The organism is Streptomyces sp. NPDC037271 (assembly GCF_055603605.1).
In genome coordinates this window covers 57,416-79,634 of sequence record NZ_JBVJVN010000015.1, presented here as the reverse complement: position 1 = coordinate 79,634, position 22,219 = coordinate 57,416, and the positions used below count along the sequence as shown (strand labels likewise).

19 protein-coding genes, 1 tRNA gene and 1 pseudogene are annotated in these 22,219 nt (G+C 71.9%); 14 read left to right on the top strand and 7 right to left on the bottom strand.

What is annotated here, in order from left to right:
- Window positions 1-178: 178 nt before the first annotated feature.
- Entirely contained in the window at window positions 179-718 is a 540-nt protein-coding gene (locus ACZ7G3_RS24155; RefSeq protein WP_470928200.1) for a DinB family protein, read from the top strand.
- A 158-nt stretch (window positions 719-876) separates the two neighbouring features.
- Here the strand turns inward: ACZ7G3_RS24155 and ACZ7G3_RS24150 are convergent.
- Both ACZ7G3_RS24150 and ACZ7G3_RS24145 read right to left on the bottom strand, forming a co-directional pair.
- Window positions 877-951, bottom strand: a tRNA-Leu gene (locus ACZ7G3_RS24150).
- Window positions 952-994: 43 nt separating this feature from the next.
- On the bottom strand, window positions 995-2,200 hold the full coding sequence (locus ACZ7G3_RS24145; RefSeq protein WP_470928263.1) for a Cmx/CmrA family chloramphenicol efflux MFS transporter: 1,206 nt from the start codon (window positions 2,198-2,200) through the stop codon (window positions 995-997).
- Between the two features lie 148 nt (window positions 2,201-2,348).
- On the opposite strand from ACZ7G3_RS24145, the gene ligA reads away from it, so the two are divergent.
- From ligA to ACZ7G3_RS24120, 5 genes are all read left to right on the top strand, one after another.
- A complete protein-coding gene (gene ligA / locus ACZ7G3_RS24140) occupies window positions 2,349-4,445 on the top strand; it encodes an NAD-dependent DNA ligase LigA (RefSeq protein WP_470928199.1) in 2,097 nt (698 codons plus the stop codon).
- Between the two features lie 178 nt (window positions 4,446-4,623).
- Window positions 4,624-5,970, top strand: a complete 1,347-nt coding sequence (locus ACZ7G3_RS24135; protein ID WP_470928198.1) for an enolase C-terminal domain-like protein — start codon at window positions 4,624-4,626, stop codon at window positions 5,968-5,970.
- Complete coding sequence (locus ACZ7G3_RS24130) at window positions 5,967-6,722, top strand: SDR family NAD(P)-dependent oxidoreductase (protein WP_470928197.1); 756 nt, start codon at window positions 5,967-5,969, stop codon at window positions 6,720-6,722. The genes ACZ7G3_RS24135 and ACZ7G3_RS24130 overlap by 4 nt, the downstream gene beginning before the upstream one ends.
- A gap of 32 nt (window positions 6,723-6,754) precedes the next feature.
- A complete protein-coding gene (locus tag ACZ7G3_RS24125; RefSeq protein WP_470928262.1) occupies window positions 6,755-7,747 on the top strand; it encodes an aldo/keto reductase in 993 nt (330 codons plus the stop codon).
- Entirely contained in the window at window positions 7,744-8,592 is an 849-nt protein-coding gene (locus ACZ7G3_RS24120) for an amidohydrolase family protein (RefSeq protein WP_470928196.1), read from the top strand. The genes ACZ7G3_RS24125 and ACZ7G3_RS24120 overlap by 4 nt, the downstream gene beginning before the upstream one ends.
- A gap of 35 nt (window positions 8,593-8,627) precedes the next feature.
- On the opposite strand, the gene ACZ7G3_RS24115 is transcribed toward ACZ7G3_RS24120, so the two are convergent.
- Window positions 8,628-9,344 carry a GntR family transcriptional regulator gene (locus ACZ7G3_RS24115; protein WP_426599048.1) on the bottom strand — a complete coding sequence of 239 codons (717 nt, stop codon included), beginning with the start codon at window positions 9,342-9,344 and terminating at the stop codon, window positions 8,628-8,630.
- A gap of 179 nt (window positions 9,345-9,523) precedes the next feature.
- On the opposite strand from ACZ7G3_RS24115, the pseudogene ACZ7G3_RS24110 reads away from it, so the two are divergent.
- The 3 genes and pseudogenes from ACZ7G3_RS24110 to ACZ7G3_RS24100 form a co-directional block, all read left to right on the top strand.
- Window positions 9,524-9,749, top strand: a pseudogene (locus tag ACZ7G3_RS24110) (MFS transporter); the annotation flags it as partial.
- Between the two features lie 86 nt (window positions 9,750-9,835).
- Complete coding sequence (locus ACZ7G3_RS24105; protein WP_470928195.1) at window positions 9,836-10,417, top strand: sugar O-acetyltransferase; 582 nt, start codon at window positions 9,836-9,838, stop codon at window positions 10,415-10,417.
- Between the two features lie 10 nt (window positions 10,418-10,427).
- On the top strand, window positions 10,428-10,985 hold the full coding sequence (locus ACZ7G3_RS24100; RefSeq protein ID WP_470928194.1) for a TetR/AcrR family transcriptional regulator: 558 nt from the start codon (window positions 10,428-10,430) through the stop codon (window positions 10,983-10,985).
- Window positions 10,986-11,036: 51 nt separating this feature from the next.
- On the opposite strand, the gene ACZ7G3_RS24095 is transcribed toward ACZ7G3_RS24100, so the two are convergent.
- The 4 genes from ACZ7G3_RS24095 to ACZ7G3_RS24080 form a co-directional block, all read right to left on the bottom strand.
- Entirely contained in the window at window positions 11,037-12,335 is a 1,299-nt protein-coding gene (locus tag ACZ7G3_RS24095) for a YeeE/YedE family protein (protein WP_470928193.1), read from the bottom strand.
- Between the two features lie 870 nt (window positions 12,336-13,205).
- A complete protein-coding gene (gene htpG, locus ACZ7G3_RS24090) occupies window positions 13,206-15,107 on the bottom strand; it encodes a molecular chaperone HtpG (RefSeq protein ID WP_426599044.1) in 1,902 nt (633 codons plus the stop codon).
- 83 nt (window positions 15,108-15,190) lie between these two features.
- On the bottom strand, window positions 15,191-15,733 hold the full coding sequence (locus tag ACZ7G3_RS24085; RefSeq protein ID WP_470928192.1) for a DUF4303 domain-containing protein: 543 nt from the start codon (window positions 15,731-15,733) through the stop codon (window positions 15,191-15,193).
- 127 nt (window positions 15,734-15,860) lie between these two features.
- Window positions 15,861-16,448: a GNAT family N-acetyltransferase gene (locus tag ACZ7G3_RS24080; RefSeq protein WP_470928261.1), complete on the bottom strand. Its 588-nt coding sequence runs from the start codon at window positions 16,446-16,448 to the stop codon at window positions 15,861-15,863.
- 337 nt (window positions 16,449-16,785) lie between these two features.
- On the opposite strand from ACZ7G3_RS24080, the gene ACZ7G3_RS24075 reads away from it, so the two are divergent.
- The 5 genes from ACZ7G3_RS24075 to ACZ7G3_RS24055 all read left to right on the top strand — a co-directional run bounded on the left by ACZ7G3_RS24075 (window position 16,786) and on the right by ACZ7G3_RS24055 (window position 22,213).
- The gene (locus ACZ7G3_RS24075) at window positions 16,786-17,658 is read left to right on the top strand and encodes an SGNH/GDSL hydrolase family protein (protein ID WP_470928191.1); all 873 of its coding nucleotides are present in this window, start codon (window positions 16,786-16,788) and stop codon (window positions 17,656-17,658) included.
- Window positions 17,659-17,688: 30 nt separating this feature from the next.
- Complete coding sequence (locus ACZ7G3_RS24070) at window positions 17,689-18,645, top strand: GlxA family transcriptional regulator (protein ID WP_470928190.1); 957 nt, start codon at window positions 17,689-17,691, stop codon at window positions 18,643-18,645.
- 391 nt (window positions 18,646-19,036) lie between these two features.
- Window positions 19,037-20,035 (top strand): type I glyceraldehyde-3-phosphate dehydrogenase, encoded by a 999-nt coding sequence (gene gap, locus ACZ7G3_RS24065; protein ID WP_426599039.1) that lies wholly within the window; start codon window positions 19,037-19,039, stop codon window positions 20,033-20,035.
- A gap of 49 nt (window positions 20,036-20,084) precedes the next feature.
- On the top strand, window positions 20,085-20,582 hold the full coding sequence (locus ACZ7G3_RS24060; protein ID WP_426520184.1) for a peptidylprolyl isomerase: 498 nt from the start codon (window positions 20,085-20,087) through the stop codon (window positions 20,580-20,582).
- A 152-nt stretch (window positions 20,583-20,734) separates the two neighbouring features.
- Window positions 20,735-22,213 carry a glutamate-cysteine ligase family protein gene (locus ACZ7G3_RS24055; RefSeq protein WP_426599038.1) on the top strand — a complete coding sequence of 493 codons (1,479 nt, stop codon included), beginning with the start codon at window positions 20,735-20,737 and terminating at the stop codon, window positions 22,211-22,213.
- The last annotated feature ends 6 nt before the right edge of the window (window positions 22,214-22,219 follow it).

The window sequence follows — 22,219 nt, the reverse complement described above, 5'->3', positions numbered from 1 at the left end:
GGGCGGGTTCTCTCATGGATGCGGATACCGGTGCGGATGGCCGGCCTGTCGCCCGTCGACGTCTGCCGTGCGGTCCTGAATGTCACGGCGGGTGGGCGACACCGACAGGTACGGTGGTCCGGGGGCGCAACGCGTGGTCCGTGCCCCGAGGCCACGGGGAGGAAAGGGCACACCGAGGATGAGTACACCCCGGACCGATCTGCTGCTCCGTCAGCTCGACGTCGTCTGGGCCCTGTTCGAGTACCACGCCGACGGTCTGGACGATGCCCAGTGCCTGTGGGCGCCCGGCCCGTACCACTGGACCGTCCGGCCGGACGAGCAGGGACGGTGGGTCGCCGACTTCCAGGTGCCGGAGCCCGACCCGGTGCCGGCGCTCACCATCGGATGGGTCACCTGGCACATCGGCTACTGGTGGACTGCCACACTCCGCCACTGCTTCCAGGACCCGGCGCCGTCGGAGCACGAGGAGGTCTTCTGGCCGGGCACCGCCGAAGGCGCCGTGGAGTGGCTGCGCGGACTGCACCAGCAGTGGCGGGCGCGGCTGGACGGCCTCACCGACGCCGAACTCGATTCCACGGAGAGGACCGCCACCCTGCCCTGGGGCTCGGGCATGTCCCTGGCGGACGTCGCGGGCTGGGTCAACGTCGAACTGACCAAGAACGTCGCGGAGATCGGACTCCTGCGCATCCTGCACGGAGCCCGGAACGCCCGCCGCTGACGCCACTCGGAGTCCCACCGGGTGCGGAGTGGGACCGGCGCGGGTGGTGATCCGGGCGTCGCACGGCGAGCGGGGGCGTTAGGCGCGGCCACCGAGCGCGTGAGTCCGGTCCGGTCACCGAGCACGTGCGACCGCAGTGACCGTGCGGTCGAGAAGGGGGCGGGGCGGCCGGATTCGAACCGGCGTCCTCCGAGATGCTGTCGCGGCGCACTACCTCTGTGCTACGACCCCGCCCTGCCGGCGGTCATACGTGACGCTTCCGCGCTCCGGCAGGGATCACACCCGCTGGGTCTCCGCGCCCGCCGGCTCGGCGGCCATGGAGCCCATCACGATGCGCGACCGGCTGTGCAGCCGCAGCGAGACGGCGACGAAGGCGATCGCGACCAGAGTCATCGCTCCGCCCGCCCAGGCGGTGGCGGCGTAGCCGAGACCCGCGTCGATCACCGTGCCGCCGAGCCAGGGGCCGCCGGTGTTGCCCAGGTTGAACGCGGCGGTCGCCGTCGCGCCCGCGAGGGTGGGCGCGGCGCCGGCGACGTTGAACATGCGCGCGTTGAGCGCCGGCGCGGTGTAGAAGGCGGAGACGCCGAGCAGCAGCGAAAGGGCGATCACGGCCGCGGGGCTCGACGCGAACAGCGCCAGCGCGGCCAGCAGCACGGTCGAGGCGGTGATGCCGGAGAGCAGCACGCCGAACAGGTGCGCGTCGGCGACCCGGCCCCCGATCGTCGTGCCGATCAGCGCACCGATGCCGAACAGCGCCAGCACCGTCGGCACCCAGCCGTCCGCCAGCCCGGCCACATCGGTGAGCAGTGGCGCGAGGTAGGAGAAGGCGCAGAACACGCCGCCGGCCGCGAGCGCGGTCACGACGATGGACAGCCACACCTGACGGTCGCGGTAGATCGCCAGCTCGCCCTTCAGCCGGGGCCGCCGCTCGGGCACCGGGATACGCGGGATCAGGGTCACGACTCCCACGAGCGCGACGACGGACGCCGCGCCGACCGCCCAGAACGCGGACCGCCATCCCAGGTGCTCGCCGAGGAACGCGCCCACCGGGACGCCGAGGACGTTGGCGATCGACAGACCGCCGATCATCACGGCCATCGCACGGGCGCGTGAGGTCTTCGGCACCATCGCGATCGCGACGGCGGCGCCCACTGCCCAGAAACCGGCGCACGCCAGGGCACTCACGACCCGCGAGACGAACAGCAGCTCGTACGTCGTCGCCAGCGCCCCCGCGAACTGGCCGAGGCCGAAGACCGAGATCAGCGCGACCAGCGTGATCTTCCGCGGCAGCCGCAGGGTCGCGACCGCGAGCAGGGGCGCGCCGACCACCATGCCGATCGCGAACGCGGATATCAGCCAACCTGCTTGCGGGATCGACACGGCCATGTCGTCGGCGATGGGCGGCAGCAGTCCGGAGAGCATGAACTCACTCGTGCCGAGCGCGAAGACGGAGAGGCCGAGGATGTAGACGGCGAGCGGCATGCGGGATGCTGCGGGCCGTACGGAGGATGCGGGCATGACAGGTGTCAACGACGTACTGCTTCCGGCCATTCCCCCACCCGGCGTCGTCTCACGATGCGGCAGGCCGGTGCCCGGACCGATTGTCAGTGGTGGGCGGCAAGATGCACCCATGACGACTTCTGCAGCAGTGATCGTGGACGCCGCCGCCTACGCACAGGCGGTCGAGGACGCCGCGCGTGCGGCGGCCGCCTACTACGCGGGCGGCTCCTCGCCACTGGACGACGACGCCTACGACCGGCTGGCGAGAGGAATCGCGGCGTGGGAGGCCGAGCACCCCGACGCGGTGCTGCCCGACTCCCCCACCGGGAAGGTCGCCGGCGGCGCCGCCGAGGGTGACGTTCCGCATACGGTGCCGATGCTCAGCCTCGACAACGTGTTCTCGCCGGAGGAGTTCACCGCCTGGACGGCGTCCCTGGCCCGGCGTCTGGACCGGGAGGTCACCCGGTTCTGCGTGGGTCCCAAGCTGGACGGGCTCGCGGTAGCCGCCCGCTACAGCGATGGCCGCCTCACCCGGCTGATCACTCGCGGGGACGGCACGGCCGGGGAGGACGTGTCGCATGCCATCGGCACCGTCGAGGGGCTGCCCGAGACGCTGGCCGAGCCGGTCACCGTGGAGATGCGCGGCGAGATCCTCATGACGACGGCCCAGTTCGAGCACGCCAACGAGGTGCGGACAGGTCATGGCGGGCAGCCGTTCGCCAACCCGCGCAACGCGGCCGCGGGCACACTGCGGGCGAGGGAGCGCGCCTACACGGTCCCGATGACGTTCTTCGGGTACGGCATGCTGCCCCTGCCCGAGACCGATGCGGCGCTCGCCGGGCGACTGGAGCAACTCCCCCACAGCGAACTGATGTCGACGGCGGCCGGGCTCGGTGTGCACACCAGCGCCGCGACGGCGGTGCCGGACGTCGTCGTCGAGACGCCGGAACAGGTCGTGGCCCGGGTGCGGGAGATCGCCGCCCTGCGCGCCGAACTGCCGTTCGGCATCGACGGCATCGTCGTGAAGGCGGACCTCGCCGACGACCGGCGGGCCGCCGGATCGGGGTCCCGGGCACCTCGGTGGGCGATCGCCTACAAGCTGCCTGCCGTGGAGAAGATCACCCGGCTGCTGGAGGTGGAGTGGAACGTCGGCCGCACCGGCATCATCGCCCCGCGCGGTGTGCTGGAACCGGTGGTCATAGACGGCTCCACGATCACCTACGCCACCCTGCACAATCCGGCCGACATCACCCGTCGCGGTCTGCGGCTGGGCGACCCCGTCATGGTCCACCGCGCGGGCGACGTCATCCCCCGCGTCGAGGCCCCGGTCGCCCACCTGCGCACGGGAGAGGAGCAGCCGATCGTCTTCCCCGAGCTGTGTCCGCGCTGCGGGTCGGACATCGACACGAGCGAGGAACGCTGGCGCTGCGCGCAGGGCCGCAACTGCCATCTGGTCGCCTCTCTCGCCTACGCTGCGGGCCGTGACCAGTTGGACATCGAGGGCCTGGGCACCACGCGTGTCGTCCAGCTCGTCGAGGCCGGTCTCACCGCCGACCTCGCCGACCTGTTCACCCTCCGGCGCGAGGAGTTGCTCGGCCTGGAGCGGATGGGTGAGACCAGCACCGACAACCTGCTCGCCGCCATCGCCAGGGCCAAGGAGCAGCCCCTGTCACGGGTGCTGTGCGCGCTCGGCGTCCGGGGCACCGGCCGGTCCATGTCCCGGCGCATCGCCCGCTACTTCGCCACCATGGACCGCATACGCGCCGCCGACGCCGACGCGATGCAGCAGGTCGAGGGCATCGGGTCGGAGAAGGCTCCCTCGATCGTCGCGGAGATCGCCGAACTCGCCCCGCTCATCGACAAGCTCGCCGCCGCCGGCGTCAACATGACCGAGCCCGGTGCCACACCGCCCCCGGCCACCGGTGCCGAAGGCGAAGGCGAAGGCGAAGATACGCCCGTGGCGGCGGTGGAGGGCGGTCCGCTGGCGGGAATGAGAGTCGTGGTGACCGGCGCGATGACCGGAAGTCTGGAGAAGCTCTCGCGCAACGAGATGAACGAACTCATCGAACGGGCCGGCGGGCGCTCCTCCTCCAGCGTCTCGAAGAAGACGACGCTCGTCGTCGCCGGCGAGGGGGCCGGTTCCAAGCAGGCCAAGGCCGAACAGCTCGGCATCCGCCTGGCCACCCCGGACGAGTTCGCCGCACTGGTCGCCGGCCTTCTCGACTGAGCCGAGCACGGGTGACGGCATCCGGCGCGCGAAATCCTATGGGATCCACCGCCTTGTGACGCGGGTAGTCCGAGCAGCCCCCAAGCGGTCGGTCGAGACGCAGGTCTTGACGAGGCGATCGGACCTGCCACACCATCAGAGCGACAGGATCCTATTTGATTCCAGTGGGGAAGCGACCATGACCGCGGCGCGCATCACCGAAGTCGACGTGATCGACATCCGTTTCCCCACCTCACGCGAGCTCGACGGCTCCGACGCGATGAACCCCGACCCCGACTACTCGGCCGCGTACGTGATCCTGCGGACCGACGCGGGTGACGGGCTGGAGGGCCACGCGTTCGCCTTCACCATCGGACGCGGAAACGACGTGCAGGCCGTGGCGATCACGGCGCTGCGCGATCACGTCGTGGGCCTGTCCGTCGAGGCGGTGTGCGCCGATCCCGGGTCGGTCTGCCGGGCCCTGGTCGGCGACAGCCAGCTGCGCTGGCTGGGCCCGGAGAAGGGCGTGATGCACATGGCGATCGGCGCCGTCGTCAACGCGGTGTGGGACCTGGCGGCCAAGCGCGCGGGGAAGCCGGTGTGGAAGCTCCTTACCGACGCCGAACCGGAATGGCTCGCGGACCAGGTGGACTTCCGTTACATCGAGGACGCCCTCACCCGCGAGGAGGCCGTGGCGCTGCTCCGGAGGGGCAAGGACGGCGCCACCGGGCGCGAGGCCCGGCTCCTGGCGTCCGGCTACCCGGCGTACACCACCTCTCCCGGCTGGCTCGGCTACTCCGACGAGAAGCTGGTCCGGCTCGCCGAACAGGCGCTCGCGGACGGCTTCACCCAGATCAAGCTGAAGGTAGGGGCCGACCTCACCGACGACGTCCGCAGGATGCGGGCGGCGCGCGCGGCCGTCGGCCCCGACGTCAGGATCGCCGTCGACGCCAATCAGCGATGGAACGTCGCCGAGGCCGTGGAGTGGACCAACGCGCTGGCCGCATACGCCCCGTACTGGATCGAGGAGCCCACCAGCCCCGACGACGTCCTCGGGCACGCGGCCGTGCGCAAGGGAGTCGCCCCGGTCAAGGTCGCCACCGGTGAGCACGTCCAGAACCGCATCGTCTTCAAGCAGCTGCTGCAGGCCGAGGCGATCGACGTCCTGCAGATCGACGCGGCCCGGGTGGGCGGCGTCAACGAGAACCTGGCGATCCTGCTGCTCGCCGCCAAGTACGGCGTCCCGGTCTGCCCGCACGCCGGCGGCGTCGGCCTGTGCGAGCTGGTACGCCACCTGTCGATGTTCGACTTCGTGGCGCTGACCGGTACGACCGAGGACCGCGTGATCGAGTACGTGGACCACCTGCACGAGCACTTCGAGGACCCCGTCACCCTCGCGAACGGGCACTACGTGGCGCCCACCGCGCCCGGCTTCTCCTCGCAGATGCGCGCCGCGTCGATCGCCGCCTACCGCTACCCGCACGGCACCTTCTGGGTCGACGACGCCAACGACCTCGCCGAACCGCAGGAGAGGACGAACCGATGAGCGAACTGTCCGGACTCAAAGCCCTGGTGACCGGCGGCGCGTCCGGCATCGGCAGGGCCACCGCCGGTCTGCTGGCCGCCCGCGGCGCCGGCGTAGCCGTGCTGGACCTCGATCCGTCGAGCGTCGACAAGCCCCTGCGCGGGTACCTCTCGGACGTGTCCGACGACGCCTCCGTACGGTCCGCCGTCGACGCCGCCGCCGAGGACCTCGGGGGCATCGACATCCTGGTCAACAACGCCGGCATCGGAGCGGTGGGAACGGTCGAGGACCACGACGACGCCGAGTGGCACCGGGTCCTCGACGTGAACGTCCTCGGAATGGTCCGCACCACTCGCGCCGCCCTCCCCCACCTGCGTGCCTCCGCGCACGCCGCCGTCGTGAACACCTGCTCGATCGCGGCCACGGCCGGGCTCCCGCAGCGCGCCCTGTACAGCACGAGCAAGGGCGCGGTCCTGTCCCTGACCCTGGCCATGGCGGCGGACCACGTCCGGGAGGGCATACGCGTCAACTGTGTCAACCCGGGTACGGCGGACACCCCCTGGGTCGCACGCCTCCTCGACCGGGCGGCGGACCCGGTCGCCGAGCGGGCCGCGCTCGACGCCCGTCAGCCCATGGGCCGGCTGGTCACCGCCGAGGAGGTCGCCGCGGCCATCGTGTACCTGGCAAGCCCGGCCGCCGCTTCGGTGACGGGCACCGCGCTCGCGGTGGACGGCGGGATGCAGGGCCTGCGGCTGCGGCCGGAGGGACGGTGAAGCGGCCGGACGGCGGTGGTGCCGCCCCGTCGCTGCCGAGCCGCACCCTCGGTCGCGGCGATGTCCCCGTCACCGCCCTGGGGTTCGGCGCCGCGGCCGTCGCCGGTCTCTACGAGCACGTGGGCGCGGAGCAGGCGGCGGCTGCCGTGGACGCCGCCTGGGAGGCGGGCGTCCGCTACTTCGACACCGCCCCGCACTACGGCATCGGCCTGTCGGAACGCAGACTGGGCGAGGCCCTCAGGAACAGGCCCCGCGACGAGTTCACGCTGTCCACCAAGGTGGGACGAGTGCTCGTCCCGCACGACGGCGGCGGCGACGACCTGGCCCACGGCTTCGCCGTACCGGCCACCCACCGGCGGCAGTGGGACTTCAGTGCCAACGGTGTGCGCCGCTCGCTGGAGGACAGCCTCACCCGCCTCGGGCTCGACCGCGTCGACCTCGTCCTGCTGCACGATCCGGACGACCACGAGGAGCAGGCGTTCCGGGAGGCCTATCCGGCACTGGAGGAGCTGCGGTCGCAGGGGGTCGTACGGGCGATCGGCGCGGGAATGAACCAGACGCGCATGCTGACGCGCTTCCTGACGGAAACGGACGTCGACGCCGTGCTGTGCGCGGGGCGCTACACCCTTCTCGAACAGGGCGCGCTGGACACCCTGCTGCCCGCCGCGTCGGCGGCCGGCAAGAGTGTGATCATCGGCGGTGTCTTCAACTCCGGGCTGCTGGCCGATCCGTCGCCGGGTGCCACCTACGACTACGCGGCGGCTCCCTCCGGCGTCCTGCGCCGGGCCGTGCGGATGCGCGACGTCGCCGAGGCGTACGGAGTGCCCTTGCGTGCGGCCGCGCTGCGCTTTCCCTTCGGGCATCCGGCGGTCGCCTCCGTCCTCGTCGGGGCGCGGTCGGCCGCCCAGGTCCGGGACGCGGCCGAGCAGTTCCACCGTCCCGTCCCGGACACCGTCTGGGAGGGCCTGCGGATGCGGGGTCTGTTGCCCGGTGAGGTACCGGTGCCGGTCCGGGGAGGAGCATGAGCGTCGTCGACGCCCACCATCACGTCTGGGACCTCGCAGTTCGCGACCAAGGGTGGATCACCGGTCCGGAACTCGCCCCGCTGCGGCGCTCGTTCCTCCTCGCGGAGTTCGAGGCCGAGATCCGCGAGACGGACGTGGCGGCCTCGGTGCTCGTGCAGACGGTCACCGTGCCCGAGGAGACACCGGAGCTGCTGGCGCTGGCCGCGGGCAGCGACGTGGTCGGAGCGGTCGTCGGATGGACCGATCTGACGTCACCCGGGGTCGCCGACGAACTGGCGCGGCTGCGCTCACTGCCCGGCGGCGGGTTCCTGCGCGGCATCCGGCACCAGGTCCAGGCCGAGTCCGACCCGGACTGGCTGACACGGCCCGAGGTGCTGCGCGGGCTGCGCGCGGTCGCGGCGGCCGGACTCGTCCACGACCTCGTGGTCCTCCCGCACCAGCTGCCGTCGGCCACGAGGGCGGCAGCCGCCGTCCCCGGACTCACCTTCGTCCTCGACCATCTCGGCAAGCCGCCGATCGCGTCGGGCAGACGGGAGCCGTGGGCCCGGCAGGTACGTGCGCTGGCCGCCCTGCCGAACACGGTCTGCAAGCTGTCCGGCATGGTCACCGAGGCCGACCGGCGGTCGTGGACCGTCGGCGACCTCCGGCCGTACGCCGACACGGTGCTCGACGCCTTCGGCCCACGGCGGCTCATGTTCGGCTCCGACTGGCCGGTGAGCACCCTCGCCGCCCGCTACCGCGACGTCCTCGGCATCGCCGGGGAGCTGACCGCCTCGCTCACCGCGCCCGAGCGGGACGAGGTGTGGTCGGGCACCGCCCGGCGCGTCTACCGGATGGCGGGATGACCGGCACCGGCGTTCACAGCGGGTGAGGTGCGGCGTCAGCCGGGTCCGAGCCGGCTGAGCCGGCGTTCCAGGCTGCGGGTGAGGTGGTCCGCCATCGCCTCGGCGGCACGTTCGGCGCTGCGGCGCAGGATCGCACGCACCACCCGCTCGTGCTCCGCGAGGGTCGGGGCGCCGTCGCTCTGCAGGCTGCTGAGGCGGAAGATGTGCAGGTGGGAGTGGAGCCGCTCGACCGCGTCCGCGAGCAGGGGCCGGCCGGCGGCCTCGGCGATCGCGTCGTGGAAACGCTGGTCCAGGGCGGCGAAGTCCCGGTAGGCCGCGTACGGTCCGGCGGGGCCGGGGTGGGCCTGCATGTCCTCCAGGATCGTCTCGACGGCGTCGAGCTGGGACTCGTCGGCGTGCCGGGCGGCCAGGGCCGCGGCTCGCGGCTCCAGGAGCAGCCGCATCTCGAACAGCTCCTCCACTCCCTGACGGGTCAGCAGTTCGGTCGCCCGGTACCCGGACAGGGAGCGCTTGACGACGAGACCGTCGGCCTCCAGCCGGGCCAGGGCCTCGCGCACGGGGGTCGGTGAGACGTTGAGCGTGCGGGCCAGGGCCTCGATGCCGACGCGGGCCCCGGGGGCGATCTGGTGGTCCATGACCATGGCCTTGACGTCCTCGTAGACGCTGTCGGACAGCACCTGGCGGACCGGCGCCGCGGACGGTCCCCGCGGCCCGGCCGCGTCGTCGGAGACGGACGGGTCGTGTGCCGGCATCCGGTCTCCTCAGTGCGCTGTGCGTTACGGCGAGCGCCAGTTTAACGAGGTGGGACCGCCGCTTCGAGGTCGGTGACGGTGCCCGGCATGACGTCCGTACATGCCCGGTGATGTGGTCCCCGGCCGGTCCCACCGGGCCACCGCGAGCAGCCGGGAGACGTCCTCGTCGGGGCGGCGCCCTGGTTCCGGCGGCGATGCACGAGGCCGACGAGGTGCCCGGCCTGAAACCGGGGCCGGGGCTGACCACCGTCTTCTGGCTCATGCGGCTGGGGCTTCCTGCTCTCGCCGCCGGCCGTGGGACTGGTCGCCGACGCGGCGAGTCTGCGGGTGGGGCTGCTGGTGGTGCCGGTCGCGGGGCTGCTCGTGCTCCTGTGCGCCGGTGTACCGCGGCCCCGGCGGCACTGAGAGGCGTCCGCCGCGCGGGGGCGATTTCCGGTCGGCATACCGCCCACGAGTGTACGTTCGTACGCTCCGAGGGTACGATCGTGCGCATGCCGACGGACTACTTCGCGCAGGACCCCCGCACGAACCTCGAACGCATGGAGGCGGGCGACCTCTACATCGCCGATGATCCCGAGATCGCCCGCAGACAGCAGCAGGCCGTGCGGCTGGCGGCCCGCTACCAGGCCGCGTACGCGCAGGACGCGGCGGCCGCGCGGCCGATCCTCGCGGAGCTGCTCGGTTCCCTGGGCGCCGAGGCGCACGTGCGGCCACCGCTGTACGTCGACTACGGCAGCAACATCACGATCGGCGCGCGCACCTTCGTCAACTACAACCTGACCGCGCTGGACGTCGCGGCGATCACCATCGGCGAGGACTGCCAGATCGGGCCGGGCGTCCAGTTGCTCACCCCGACGCACCCCCTCGAGGCCGAGCCCCGGCGGGACAAGCTGGAGGCCGCCCGGCCCATCACCATCGGGGACAACGTCTGGCTGGGCGGTGGCGCCGTCGTCCTGCCCGGCGTGACCATCGGCGACAACGCCGTCATCGGCGCCGGCGCGGTCGTCACGAAGGACGTGCCCGCGAACGTGGTGGCCGTGGGCAACCCCGCCCGGCCGGTGCGGAAGGTGTGAGCCTGCTCCCATGGCAACCGGGCACACGGATCCGCAGCGGCGTGAACGCATCATCGCCGCCACGCTCGACCTGATCGCCGAGGAGGGCATCGCGCGCGTCTCCCACCGGAAGATCGCCACGCGCGCCGGGGTCCCCCTGGGCTCCATGACCTACCACTTCAGCGGCATCGACCAACTGCTGCGGGAGGCGTTCGGCCGCTTCACCGACCACATCGTCGCCGTGTTCGACGCCCACCTCGGTGCCGCGGCCGACCGCGACCAGGCCCGGGAAGCCGTGGCCGACCTCGTGCACCTCCTGTCCGAGGGAAGCCAGCGGGACCTGGTCCTCACCCAGGAGCTGTACACCCTCGCCGCACGCCGGCCGGCCTACCGGGAACTCACCCACGAGTGGATGCGCCGCAGCCGCGTCCATCTGGAGAAGCACTTCGACCCGGACACGGCCCGCCAGCTCGACGCCCTCATCGAGGGACTGACGCTGCACCGCGCGCTGGCCCGTGAGCCCCACGGGCGGGCGCTCACCGTGGAGGCCGTCGCCCGCGTCACCACCACGGACCGACGCGCCCCGTAGCCGCCCGTGCGGCACAGGCCTGACCCCTGCGCCGCACGGGCATCCCGTGTCTCAGCAGACGCCGTCGCCCGGCTTGGGGTTGCCCAGACCGAACAGGGGGCGCAGCTTGAGGCCCACCCACGTGCCGGCCAGTGCGAAGGCTCCCCACAGCCAGCCGCTGAGGCTGCCCGAGGCGATGCCCGCCAGATAGGCGCCGATGTTGCAGCCGCCGGCCAGGCGGGCGCCGATGCCCATCAGCACGCCGCCGAGCACCGCCGCGACCGCCGTGCGCCAGGGGATGCGCCGGTGCAGGGCCCAGGTACCGCCGACCGCCGCGGCGACCGCCGCGCCGATCATGATGCCGATGTCGGTGAGGCTGGTCTTGTCGGCGAGTACCGGGCCCGCCAGCATCTCGGCGTTGCCGGGCCGCTGCCACCACGTCCAGTCCTCCGGGTGGCCGCCGAGCGCGCCGACCAGCTCCGAGCCCCACAGGCTGAAGGCGCTCGTGACGCCCCAGGCTCCACCGGAGACCAGCAGGACGCCCGCGCCGAGCACGGCCAGCGCGAGGGCGCCCGCGGCCAGCGGCCAGGAGCCGCGGACGACGCGGAGGGCCGCGCCGCGCGCCGAGGGCACGGCCCCGAGCGGCGGCGGGTTGCGGCGGGCCTGGACACGCCGGGTGGCCAGGACCACCAGCAGCAGGGCGACGATCGTCACCGCCCAGGAGCCGAACCAGCCGATGTGATCGGACAGCACGACGGGTTCCCAGGCCGGGAGGTCCTTCCACAGGTCGAACTGCCAGGCCGCGAGGGTGGCGCCCGCGATGAAGCCGCCGAGCGTCAGCACCACCGACCCCTGCCCCGAGCCGACGGCGAAGAGGGTGCCCGAGGCGCAGGCACCACCGAGCTGCATGCCGATCGCGAAGAGCGCCGAGCCGGCGAGGAGACCGACTCCGATCGGCCCGGCGGACGGGGCCGGCTGGGAGCCGAAGAGTCCGGTGCCCGTGCCGATGAGCAGCGCGAACAGGGTGGCCGTGGTGCCGAGCAGCAGGGCGTGCGCCCGCAGCCCGGCGCCGTTGCCGACGGCGACCAGCTGCCGCCAGGCGGAGGTGAAGCCGAACCGGGAGTGGAAGAGGGCGACGCCCAGGCCGAGGCCGAGCAGGAGCAGTACGCCCGGCTTGGCGCCGTGCGCTGACCACACGTACGCGGTCAGTGCTACGGCGAGCAGGCCGGACACCGCGAGCGGCGTCCGGCGTACCGGGGGCAGCGGCGGCGCCTCGGGCCGGGCGGAGGAGGTGGGGGACGGGGTGAACAGGGCCGCGGGCGCGCGCGGCGGCGCGGCCGGGGTCGACCCGGCTGGGGGTGCGGTGGTCACGGAAGATCTCCGGTGTGGTGCACGGGGACGGCGGGCGTGGCGCTGGCGGACCGGCGACGCGGTTCACGCGGCCGGTGCGGGGCTCAGCGGCGACAGAGGCCGTCGTCGACGCACCACGCCGAGTTCGCGAAGAGCGCGAGGCACAGCAACGGAGCCGATGCATACATGCGTGCGAATATACGGAGTGAGACGTTCCGGGCGCCACGCCGTCTCGCCATGTGGATGGCGGAGTGGACAGGGCGACATGCCGGAGCACCCCGCAGCGCGGCCCTCCCTGCCGTGGGCCGGCGGCCGGCGGCGCGGCCCTTCCTGCCCCGTGGGTCGGCGGCCGGCCACCGCGCGGGCCTCGGCGCGGAGGCCGTACATCGTCCGGCGGGGGCAGGCGGTGTCCCGCCGGTCACGGCGTCCGCCGACCACGGGGTGCGCTGATCCTGAGCACGGTGTGCGCTGACCGCGCCCACGTCCTCCGTGCCGCCGTCGACCGGGTTCGGTGCACGTGGTGCCAGCCACCGGACCGAGGCCACCGCGACGCGATCCGCTTGATCACCTAGATCAAGGTGATCAAGCGGATCAAGCGGATCGGGGATGCTCGGCAGCCTCCGTGTGCCCGGCCGGTCAGGCAGCCGAGGAGAGCGATGCCGAGGTTGCCCGAGGCGGAGCCCGAGCGGCGGTGCGACACGGGGGCCGGCACGGCAGTAGCCCTTTGAGGCGTTCGCGTGCCGGATGCGCGCGCCGTGCGGTCTCCGCGACGGCGCGCGCTCGGTCGTCGACTCGGCCCGGCGGGCCCCTGCTTCCGTCCCGTTTCCCGGACGCGCCGGTCTCGTGGAGGTCCTGGACGCGTGCGGCCCGGCCGGACGTCGGCCGACGTGGTTACAGGGTCCGCTCCAGGCGATCCGCCATCAGCTTCACGAATCGGGCGGGCTCCTGCGGCCGGCCTCCCTCGGCGAGTACCGCCAGGGCGTGGACGAGTTCGGCGGTCTCGGTGAGCTCCGTCCGGTCCTCCTGCTGGGTGTAGGCCCGGTTCAGGGACTTCACCAACTGGTGCTCCGGGTTGAGTTCGAGGATCCGCTTGGCGCGGGGGACCTCCTGGCCCATCGCCCGGTACATGTTCTCCAGCGCGGGCGTGAGCTCGTGCGCGTCGGAGACCACACAGGCCGGCGAGACCGTGAGGCGGGAGGAGAGGCGGACCTCCTTGACGTCCTCACCCAGGTGCTCCGTCATCCACCCGAGCAGGCCGGCGTACTCCTCGCCCTGCTTGTCCTTCTCGGCGTCGGTCTTCTCGTCCTCGGTACCGGCGAGGTCGATCTCGCCCTTGGCCACCGAGCGCAGCGGCTTGCCGTCGTACTCCCCCACCGCGTCGGCCCACACCTCGTCCACGGCGTCGGTGAGCAGCAGGACCTCGACGCCCTTGGCCCGGAACGCCTCCATGTGCGGGGAGTTCTCGATGGCCTGCCGGGATTCGCCCGTCATGAAGTAGACGGCGTCCTGGCCGTCCTTCATCCGCTCCACGTAGGCCTTCAGCGTGGTCGGCTCGTCGGCGTCGTGCGTGCTCGCGAACGAGGAGGCGGCGAGGATCGCGTCCCGGTTGTCGGAGTCGGTCACCAGTCCTTCCTTCAGGACGGCGCCGAACTCCCGCCAGAAGGTGGCGTAGCGGTCCGGCGCGGACCCCATCAGGTCCTTGACCGTGGCCAGGACCTTCTTGGTCAGGCGGCGCTGGATCATGCGGATGTGGCGGTCCTGCTGGAGGATCTCGCGGGAGACGTTCAGCGAGAGGTCCTGCGCGTCGACGACGCCCTTGACGAAGCGGAGATAGGGCGGGAGCAGTTCCTCGCAGTCGTCCATGATGAAGACGCGCTTCACATACAGCTGTACGCCGCGCTGGTACCCCTGGGTGAACAGGTCGTGCGGGGCGTGCGAGGGCACGAAGAGCAGGGCCTGGTACTCGAAGGTGCCCTCCGCCTGCAGCCGGATCGTCTCCAGCGGTTCGCGCCAGTCGTGGGAGATGTGCTTGTACAGCTCGTGGTACTCGTCTTCGGACACCTCGTCGCGCGGGCGTGCCCACAGGGCCTTCATCGAGTTGAGCGTCTCGGCCTCGCGGGCCTCGGCGTCGTCGTCGCCCCGCTCCGGCAGGAGGCGGATCGGCCAGGTGATGAAGTCCGAGTAGCGCTTGACGATCTCCTTGATCTTCCAGGCGGAGGTGTAGTCGTGGAGCTGGTTCTCGGAGTCCGCCGGCTTGAGGTGGAGGGTGACGGAGGTTCCCTGCGGCGCCTCGTCGACCGTCTCCAGGGTGTACGTGCCCTCTCCGCGCGACGTCCAGCGGGTGCCCTGGGTCTCGCCGGCGCGGCGGGTCACCAGGGTGACCTCGTCCGCCACCATGAAGCCGGAGTAAAAGCCGACGCCGAACTGGCCGATGAGCCCGTCGGCCCCCGCGGCGTCCTTGGCCTCGCGCAGCTCCTGAAGGAACTTGGCCGTACCCGAGTTGGCGATGGTGCCGATGAGGTGCGTGACCTCGTCGTACGACATTCCGATGCCGTTGTCCCGCACGGTGAGGGTGCGGGCCTCCTTGTCGGCCTCGAGCTCGATGTGCAGGTCGGTCACGTCGACGTCGGGAGCGTCGTCCCGCAGGGCGGCGAGGCGCAGCTTGTCCAGCGCGTCGGAGGCGTTGGAGACGAGCTCGCGAAGGAAGACGTCCTTGTTCGAGTAGACGGAGTGAATCATCAGCTGCAGGAGCTGACGTGCCTCGACCTGGAACTCAAACGTTTCGGTCGGCATGGCTGGTGAGTACCTCACAGGTCCGCGGTTGTCTGAACTGGTGGTAGTCACTTTAGAACAGCCCGGGTTCCCGTACGCGCCGCTCAGGCGTCCTCCAGCACGGCGGCCTCCTCCAGCCAGTCCCCCAGTGCCTCGGGCGGGTTGAGCCGCAGCGCCCGCTCGTCGTTGCCCGTGTCGGGCGGCACGACCTCGACGTTGACGACGACCGAGTGGCGTTCACGGCCCGTGCCGAAGAGTCCCTCCGCGTCCAGTCGGGCCATGGCCGTCTCCATCGCCCGCAGCCTCAGGTCGAACTCGGCCTCCCCCTCGCCGTCGGGCAGGTCGAAGAGATCCCCCCGGGCCGCGAACAGGGGCCGTACCGGCTCCAGATGCCGTTCGCCGTAGCAGTGGAACGGGGAATCGGCGTAGGACCACTTGAGGTCGAGCGGCGGGCAGCCGTGCCGTGCCGCCTCCGCCGCCAGTGCCTGGAGCGACCAGGCGGACAGCGCCGGCCCGTAGGCCTCGCCGGGGGTCACCAGGGTGCAGTAGTAGAAGCAGTGGTCGGGGTGGTCCCGGAACAGGTCCTGGAAGGCGGCGCGGGCCGCGTGGTGCACGGCGTCGGCCAGGTCGGTCCCGGTCGGGATCACGGCGTCGGCTCCGAATACGGCGGGAGGGAACGGGAAGGCGGGGCGAGCGGAAAGACGGGACCGGCGCCGCATCCCCTGCGCGCCGCGGAACGGGCGTCCACGGCCGGGAGGGGCCGGTCCCGCTCGGTCAGCGGCCGGGCCTGCGGAGCATGCACCAGGTGAGCGGACCGTCGTCCGGCAGGCTCACCTCGGCCGTCACCTCGAAGCCGAGGCGTTCGTAGAACCGTACGTTGCCCGCGTCCGAGGTCTCCAGGAAGGCCGGGTACCCCGCACGCTCGGCCGCCTCGAGGCCGGGCCTGAGGACCGCGGTGCCCAGACCTGTGCCCTGGGCGCTCGGGTCCACCCCCACGGTGGCGAGGAACCACACCGGGTCGTTCGGGCGGTACGGATCCAGCGCGCGCTCGGCGGACTCCATGGCCGCCGCCCGGTCTCCCGCGAGCTCGGCGACCAGGGGCCCGACCTCGGCGAAGGCGGGCCCCGGATCCCGCTCCGGCGTCGTCCAGGCGGCGACGGCACGGCCGTCGTCGGTGACCCAGGCACGGCCGTACGCCATCGCGACCCGCGCCAGGAACAGTTCCTGGAAGCGGCGCACCCGCTCCTGGTGGTCGTCGGCCGCGACCACGTGCCTGGTGAAGGGGTAGTCCGCGAAGGCGCGGGCCAGTGTCCGTACGGCTGCGGGCAGGTCCTCCCGCGCCGCGGGGCGTACCTGGGGCATGGGGTCGGGCAAGGCGTTCCTCCAGGAGGGGTGCGGGGGCAGGAACACCCCCGTGCCGGTGGTGATCTTGCTTGGTCGGCACATCCTCACCACAGGTTCCGACGGCGGGCAACGCCTTTTCGGTGCCGGTCAAGGATGTGGACGTCCAGGAACCGGTCGACTCTCGATCGGACCGATCGAGAAGCAACACGACTCCCGGCACCCTCTGCAAGAAGTCCTGTCAACAACGTTGACTCGAAGTCAGGGCGCGTGCACATTACTTAAAAGTAGAACCGAGCAGTAACCAGCGGTCGCGTGCCCGCACGTCCCGCGCCCACACCTCGAGAAGAGAGAGCAGATGCCGAAGCATGCCCTGCGACATGTCATGACCGCGACAATTGCCGCGGTCGGCACGCTGGCCCTCGGTCTCACCGACGCCACCGCGCACGCCACGCCCTCCCTGGACTACGTCGCCCTCGGCGACAGCTACAGTGCCGGCTCGGGCGTCCTGCCCGTCGATCCCACCAATCTGCTCTGCCTGCGCTCCACGGCGAACTATCCCCACGTCATCGCGGCCACCACGGGCGCCCGCCTGAAGGACGTCACCTGCGGTGCCGCGCAGACCGCCCACTTCACGCAGGCCCAGTACCCGGGCGTCGCTCCCCAGGTGGACGCGCTCAGCGCCGACACGGACCTGGTCACGCTGACCATCGGCGGCAACGACAACGGCACGTTCATCAACGCCATCACGGCCTGCGGCACCGCGGGCGTCCTCAGCGGCGGGAAGGGCAGCCCCTGCAAGGACAGGCACGGCACGTCCTTCACCGACCAGATCGAGGCCAACACCTATCCGGCGCTCAAGAACGCACTGCGCAGCGTCCGCGCCAAGGCTCCCAACGCCCGTGTGGCAGCCCTGGGTTACCCGTGGATCACACCGGCCGCCGCCGACCCGTCCTGCTTCGCGAAACTGCCGATCGCCGCCGGTGACGTGCCCTACCTGCGGGGCATCCAGGCGCACCTCAACGCCGTCGTCGAGCGCGCTGCGGAGGAGACCGGGGCCACCTATGTGGACTTCTCACAGGCGTCCGAGGGCCACGACGCCTGCAAGGCCGTCGGCATCCGGTGGATCGAACCACTCCTGTTCGGTCACAGCCTCGTCCCCGTCCACCCCAACGCCCTCGGCGAGCGGCGCATGGCCGAGCACACCATGAGGGTCCTCGGCCTGAGCTGACCCGCGCCCGCGCCCCGTACGCTGTCCTCCGTGCCGTCCTCCCGCCTGCGTCGCGTCGCCGTCCTTGTGCTCGACGGTGCGAAACCGCTCGATGTCGGTATCCCGGCGCAGGTGTTCACGACGCGCGCGAGCATGCCGTACGAGGTGCGGGTGTGCGGCGCGGCGCCCGGCCTCGTGACCGGCGGTGACGGCCTCTCGTACCACGTCGCCCACGGCCTCGACGCGCTGGCGTGGGCCGACGTGGTCTTCCTCCCGGGTTACCGGTCCCCCGACCTCGACGACCCGCCGCGGACCGTCGTCGACGCGCTGACGGCAGCCCACGACCGGGGCGCGCGGCTCGCCGCCATCTCCACGGGCGCCTTCGCGCTCGCCGCCACCGGCCTGCTCGACGGCAGGCGCGCCACGACGCACTGGCACTACACGCGGGCGCTCGCGGCGAAGCACCCTCGGGTGCGGGTCGACGAGAACGTGCTGTTCGTGGACGAGGGCAGCGTGCTGACGTCCGCGGGCGCCGCTTCCGGCATCGACCTGTGCCTGCACGTGCTGCGCGGCGACCTCGGGGTGGCCGCGTCGAACCACGCGGCCCGGCGTCTGGTCGCGGCCCCCTACCGCAGCGGCGGCCAGGCACAGTACGTGCCGCGCAGCGTGCCGGAGCCGTTGGGCGAGCGGTTCGCCGCCACCCGCGAGTGGGCGCTGCGCCGCCTCGGGGAACCGCTCACCCTGGAGACGCTCGCCCGGCACGCGGCGGTGTCCGCGCGCACCTTCTCCCGGCGCTTCGTCGAGGACACCGGGTACACGCCGATGCAGTGGGTCATGCGCGCCCGCATCGACATGGCCCGTGAGCTGCTCGAACGCTCGGAACGGAGCGTCGAGCAGATCGCCGCCGACGTCGGTCTCGGGACCGGGGCCAATCTGCGGCTGCACTTCCAGCGCATCCTGGGCACCACACCGAGCGAGTACCGGCGCACCTTCGCCCAGGGCGGGTGACCCCACCGGCGCCGTCTCCGGCGCTCGGGCTCGGCGCATGGCGCTCGGGCTTCGCGCACGGCACTCGGCCTCGACGCACAGCGCCAGGGCTCCGCGCACAGCACTCGGCCTCGACGCACAGCGCCAGGGCTCCGCGCACAGCACTTGGACCCGACGCACACCCCTGAGCTCCGCTCACGGCACTTGGGCTCGACGCACAGCACTTGGGCTCCGCTCACGGCACTTGGACCCGACGCACAGCGCCAGGGACTTGCCCGGCGCGTGGCCTGCCGCGCGGCGCGTGCCGTTTGGCGCGATCCTTGCGAACCGTGGCACTCACGCCGCTCCCGCGGGCGGACGCCGCACGCGAGCCTGGTGGCGGACCGCAAGGCGAACCGGAAGGGCACTCCTCATGACTCGCATCGGCATCAACGGATTCGGCCGCATCGGGCGCAACGTGCTGCGCGCACTGCTCGAACGCGACACCAAGCTCGAGGTCGTGGCGGTGAACGACCTCACGGAGCCCGCCACCCTCGCACGGCTGCTGGCCTACGACTCGACGGCCGGCCGGCTCGGCCGCCCGGTGACCGTCGACGGGGACACCCTCGTCGTCGACGGCCGCCGCATCAGGGTGCTCGCCGAGCGTGAGCCGGCGCGGCTGCCCTGGGCCGAGCTCGGCGTCGACCTCGTGCTGGAGGCCACCGGCCGCTTCACCTCGGCCGACGCCGCCCGCGCCCACCTCGCCGCGGGTGCCAGGAAGGTCCTGGTCAGCGCGCCGTCGGACGGCGCCGACGTCACCCTCGCGTTCGGCGTCAACACCGACGCGTACGACCCGGCCGCGCACACGATCGTCTCAAACGCGTCCTGCACGACCAACGCGCTCGCGCCGCTGGCCGCGGTGCTCGACGAGCTCGCCGGCATCGAGCACGGCTTCATGACCACGGTGCACGCCTACACGCAGGAGCAGAACCTCCAGGACGGTCCGCACCGCGACCCCCGCCGTGCCCGCGCCGCCGGGGTCAACATCGTGCCGACCACGACGGGCGCCGCCAAGGCGATCGGCCTGGTGCTGCCGAACCTCGACGGCAAACTGTCGGGCGACTCCATCCGTGTGCCGGTACCGGTGGGTTCGATCGTCGAACTCAACACGACCGTCGCCCGTGACGTGTCGCGCGACGACGTGCTGGCCGCGTACCGCGCCGCCGCCGAGGGGCCGCTCGCCGGCGTACTCGAATACTCGGACGACCCGCTGGTCTCCTCGGACATCACGGGCAACCCGGCCTCGTCGATCTTCGACTCGGCCCTGACCCGCGTCGACGGCCGCCATGTCAAGGTGGTCGCCTGGTACGACAACGAGTGGGGCTTCTCGAACCGGGTCATCGACACGCTCGGACTGCTCGCCACACGCTGAAGGGACGGCCGGTGCGACATCACCGGGGCTCACACGTCACAATGGTGCGATGAGCAATTCCAAGGTTTACTTCGACATCGACATCGACGGCCAGGATGCGGGCCGCATCGTCTTCGAACTCTTCGAGGACGTCACGCCCAAGACCGCCAAGAACTTCATCGAGCTGGCCACCGGCGAGCACGGCTTCGGCTACGCGGGTTCCCCGTTCCACCGCGTGATCCCGCAGTTCATGCTGCAGGGCGGTGACTTCACCAACGGCAACGGCACCGGCGGCAAGAGCATCTACGGCGAGAAGTTCGCGGACGAGAACTTCCAGCTGAAGCACACCGGCCCGTACCTGCTCTCGATGGCGAACGCCGGTCCGAACACCAACGGCTCGCAATTCTTCATCACCACCGTCCCCACCCCCTGGCTGGACGGCAAGCACGTCGTCTTCGGCAAGGTCGTCGAGGGCACGGACGTGGTCGACAAGGTCGAGGGCTACGGCTCCTCCCCGTCGGGCCGCACCTCCGCGAAGATCACGGTGCGGGAGTCCGGCAAGCTCTGAGGGGCTGACCGGCCGCACGAGGACCTGAACCGACGGGGGCCCATCGCACACGGTGCGGTGGGCCCCCGTCCCGTCCCCGTCTGGTGAGGGGCGCCAGGTGATGCGACGCTGGGGTGGAGAGGCGTCCGAGAAGGGCAACCCCGGGAGGGCCGATGGGACGGGACGTCCCGGCGCTGGTCTTCACCCGCGAGGACCGCCGCCGGTACCGGAGCAAGATGCAGGAGTGCCTCGAGGCCTTCGCGCAGATGCTGCGCGAGTCCCGGTTCGAGACCGAGCGCCCCCAGGTGGGCCTGGAGATCGAGCTGAACCTGGTCGACGACGAGGCCGAGCCGGCGATGTGCAACAGCGACGCGCTCGAAGCGATCGCGGACCCCGCCTGGTCCACCGAGCTGGGCCGGTTCAACCTGGAGATCAACATCCCGCCGCGCCGGCTGACGGCGGGCGGCCCCGACGCCTGGGAGACCGAGATCCGCGCCGCCCTGAACCACGCGGAGGACCGGGCGAAGTCGATCGGCGCCCATCTGATCATGGTCGGTATCCTGCCCACGCTGCGCCAGTCGGACGTGGGCGAGGCCGCGCTGTCGGAGAACCCCCGCTACCGGCTGCTCAACGACCAGGTGTTCGCCGCCCGCGGCGAGGACCTGCACATCGAGGTGGACGGCGTGGACCGCCTGCGGACCTACGCCGACACGATCACGCCGGAGGCCGCCTGCACCAGCACGCAGTTCCACCTCCAGGTGTCCCCCGACGAGTTCGCCGACTACTGGAACGCGGCACAGGCCATCGCCGGCGTCCAGGTCGCCCTCGCGGCCAACTCGCCCTTCCTGCTCGGCAAGGAACTCTGGCACGAGAGCCGCATCCCGCTGTTCGAGCAGGCCACCGACACCCGGCCGCAGGAGATCAAGGCCCAGGGAGTGCGGCCCCGGGTGTGGTTCGGGGAGCGCTGGATCAACAGCGTCTTCGACCTCTTCGAGGAGAACCTGCGCTATTTCCCGGCCCTGCTGCCCCTGTGCGACGAGCAGAGCCCCGTGGAGACACTGGACCGCGGTGACATCCCCGAACTGGGCGAACTCACCCTGCACAACGGCACCATCTACCGGTGGAACCGGCCCGTCTACGCCGTCGCCCACGACACACCGCACGTCCGGGTGGAGAACCGCGTGCTGCCCGCCGGTCCGACCGTCGCCGACACGCTCGCCAACGGCGCCTTCTACTACGGGCTCACCCGCGCCCTGGTGGAGGAGGAACGGCCGGTGTGGTCGCGGATGTCCTTCTCGGTCGCCGAGGACAACCTGCACACCGCGGCCCGGCACGGCATCGAGGCACGGCTGTACTGGCCGGGAATGGGCGAGGTGACCGTACCCGAGCTCGTCCTGCGGCGGCTGCTGCCGCTGGCGCACCGGGGACTGGAGCTCTCCGGCATGGACTCGGCGTGGCGGGAGCCGCTGCTCGGCATCATCGAGCAGCGGTGCGTCACCGGGCGCAACGGCGCGGTCTGGCAGAAGGAGATGTTCCACCACATCGACGCCGATGCCCGTCCGGGCCGCCACGAGGCGCTGCGCCGGATGACCCGGCAGTACATGGACTACATGCATCTCAACGCCCCGGTCCACACCTGGCCGGTCGACTGAGGGCCG

What these genes read in the sequence shown, in the direction of transcription:
- ACZ7G3_RS24155 (WP_470928200.1), top strand. Translation starts at nt 179, where the DNA reads ATGAGTACACCCCGGACCGATCTGCTGCTCCGTCAGCTCGACGTCGTC.
- ACZ7G3_RS24145 (WP_470928263.1), bottom strand. Translation starts at nt 2,200, where the DNA reads ATGCCGCTCGCCGTCTACATCCTCGGCCTCTCCGTCTTCGCGCTCGGC.
- ligA (WP_470928199.1), top strand. Translation starts at nt 2,349, where the DNA reads ATGACGACTTCTGCAGCAGTGATCGTGGACGCCGCCGCCTACGCACAG.
- ACZ7G3_RS24135 (WP_470928198.1), top strand. Translation starts at nt 4,624, where the DNA reads ATGACCGCGGCGCGCATCACCGAAGTCGACGTGATCGACATCCGTTTC.
- ACZ7G3_RS24130 (WP_470928197.1), top strand. Translation starts at nt 5,967, where the DNA reads ATGAGCGAACTGTCCGGACTCAAAGCCCTGGTGACCGGCGGCGCGTCC.
- ACZ7G3_RS24120 (WP_470928196.1), top strand. Translation starts at nt 7,744, where the DNA reads ATGAGCGTCGTCGACGCCCACCATCACGTCTGGGACCTCGCAGTTCGC.
- ACZ7G3_RS24115 (WP_426599048.1), bottom strand. Translation starts at nt 9,344, where the DNA reads ATGCCGGCACACGACCCGTCCGTCTCCGACGACGCGGCCGGGCCGCGG.
- ACZ7G3_RS24105 (WP_470928195.1), top strand. Translation starts at nt 9,836, where the DNA reads ATGCCGACGGACTACTTCGCGCAGGACCCCCGCACGAACCTCGAACGC.
- ACZ7G3_RS24100 (WP_470928194.1), top strand. Translation starts at nt 10,428, where the DNA reads ATGGCAACCGGGCACACGGATCCGCAGCGGCGTGAACGCATCATCGCC.
- htpG (WP_426599044.1), bottom strand. Translation starts at nt 15,107, where the DNA reads ATGCCGACCGAAACGTTTGAGTTCCAGGTCGAGGCACGTCAGCTCCTG.
- ACZ7G3_RS24080 (WP_470928261.1), bottom strand. Translation starts at nt 16,448, where the DNA reads ATGCCCCAGGTACGCCCCGCGGCGCGGGAGGACCTGCCCGCAGCCGTA.
- ACZ7G3_RS24075 (WP_470928191.1), top strand. Translation starts at nt 16,786, where the DNA reads ATGCCGAAGCATGCCCTGCGACATGTCATGACCGCGACAATTGCCGCG.
- gap (WP_426599039.1), top strand. Translation starts at nt 19,037, where the DNA reads ATGACTCGCATCGGCATCAACGGATTCGGCCGCATCGGGCGCAACGTG.
- ACZ7G3_RS24060 (WP_426520184.1), top strand. Translation starts at nt 20,085, where the DNA reads ATGAGCAATTCCAAGGTTTACTTCGACATCGACATCGACGGCCAGGAT.
- ACZ7G3_RS24055 (WP_426599038.1), top strand. Translation starts at nt 20,735, where the DNA reads ATGGGACGGGACGTCCCGGCGCTGGTCTTCACCCGCGAGGACCGCCGC.